Annotated in this window: 2 protein-coding genes; one reads left to right on the forward strand and one right to left on the reverse strand. The window is 57.1% G+C overall.

Annotated elements, in window-relative coordinates; translation table 11 throughout:
* The coding region (locus BCA01S_RS30385; protein WP_027780129.1) for a hypothetical protein at positions 1-281 on the forward strand (281 nt) is incomplete at its 5' end.
* 134 nt (positions 282-415) lie between these two features.
* On the opposite strand, the gene BCA01S_RS30390 is transcribed toward BCA01S_RS30385, so the two are convergent.
* Positions 416-1261, reverse strand: an 846-nt coding sequence (locus BCA01S_RS30390; protein WP_027780130.1) for a cyclase family protein, incomplete at its 5' end; no start/stop codon positions are given.

Raw genomic sequence — 1261 nt, forward strand, 5'->3', positions numbered from 1 at the left:
TGGTTGCGATTGCTCGCGGAATGATGTCGGCGCCCCGACTGCTGATTTTCGATGAGCCTTCGCTCGGGCTGTCGCCGCTTCTTGTACAGCAGATGTTTGATGTCGTTCGTTCTGTCGCAGCGAGCGGAATTACCGTCCTTCTGGTTGAGCAGAACGTCTTCGACACACTGAAGATTGCGGACCGCGGATATGTTCTCGAAAACGGCTCTATAGCGTTGACAGGAACAGGCGCGGAGTTGCTGGACAGTCCGCACGTCCGCCGCGCGTACCTCGGTCATTGAGAGTACTAGGGCTAGTGTTCTGGCGCGCCGACATCCCGCTATCTGCTAGACGACGACGGTAGCGCTGACAATCTCCGTAGCCAAAAAAAGGCACACTCTCTCAGAGAGCGCGCCTTTGCTCGCTGCTGTTCACGTTACTTCAGCACGATGGGATTAACCGGTGCACCGGTACCGCCAACAACTTTGAGCGGGGCGGCCGTATAGAGAAAGGTGTATTGGCCGTCTGCCGCGCAGTCGTCGGCGAGGGGGTCCAACTGCGCTATTTCAGTCAGCGTGATCCCGAGGTTTCGCATCAATGCGTTATGCAATGGCAAGTCAACGCCGGACACTGGATCTGACGTCACCTCGTTGGCAATTGTGTCGGTGACGAGATTTGGAATTTCCATCTCCTGAAACCAGTGGACCAGTTCAGGACTGTAGGTGAGACCGGGTTCCTTGAAGTTAGCGTAAAACTCATCGTGGCTTTTCTTGTAGAACGATCCGATCCATCCCGTGCGGATAATGAGGATGTCGCGCTTCTCGATCGTCACACCTTGGGCTTTTGCCGCACCCATTAAGTCGACGTGCGTGAACGTTTCGCCCGGATCGAGCACGTCTTTTTTGCGGTAGCGCGCCATATCGATGAGAATCCCGCGTCCAACAACGCCGCGTTCGCCGATCGGGCACACGCTTGCCTTCGCGAGACCGCCGATGGTCGTGTCAGCGTCGTACCCATTCCAGATCTGGTCGTCGTACCAGACGTGGCCGAGCGCGTCGTACTGTGTCGACCCCTGCAAATACATGAACATCACGTCGTCGGCGTATTGGTATGAGCCAGGGAAAACCGGGCCCTTGCCGCAGTTGTAATGCCCCCGGTCCATCACGCTCATCCGCTTCGCACCTTGCCGCCCTGGCCACACCGGGTCGCCATTGGGGTCGCCCATCTTGACTTGCAGGGTGAACGTCTTGCCCTGCTTGACGGTAGCAATACCCTTGAGAAT

The sequence above is a fragment of the Paraburkholderia caledonica NBRC 102488 genome, assembly GCF_000685095.1.
GTDB lineage: Bacteria > Pseudomonadota > Gammaproteobacteria > Burkholderiales > Burkholderiaceae > Paraburkholderia > Paraburkholderia caledonica.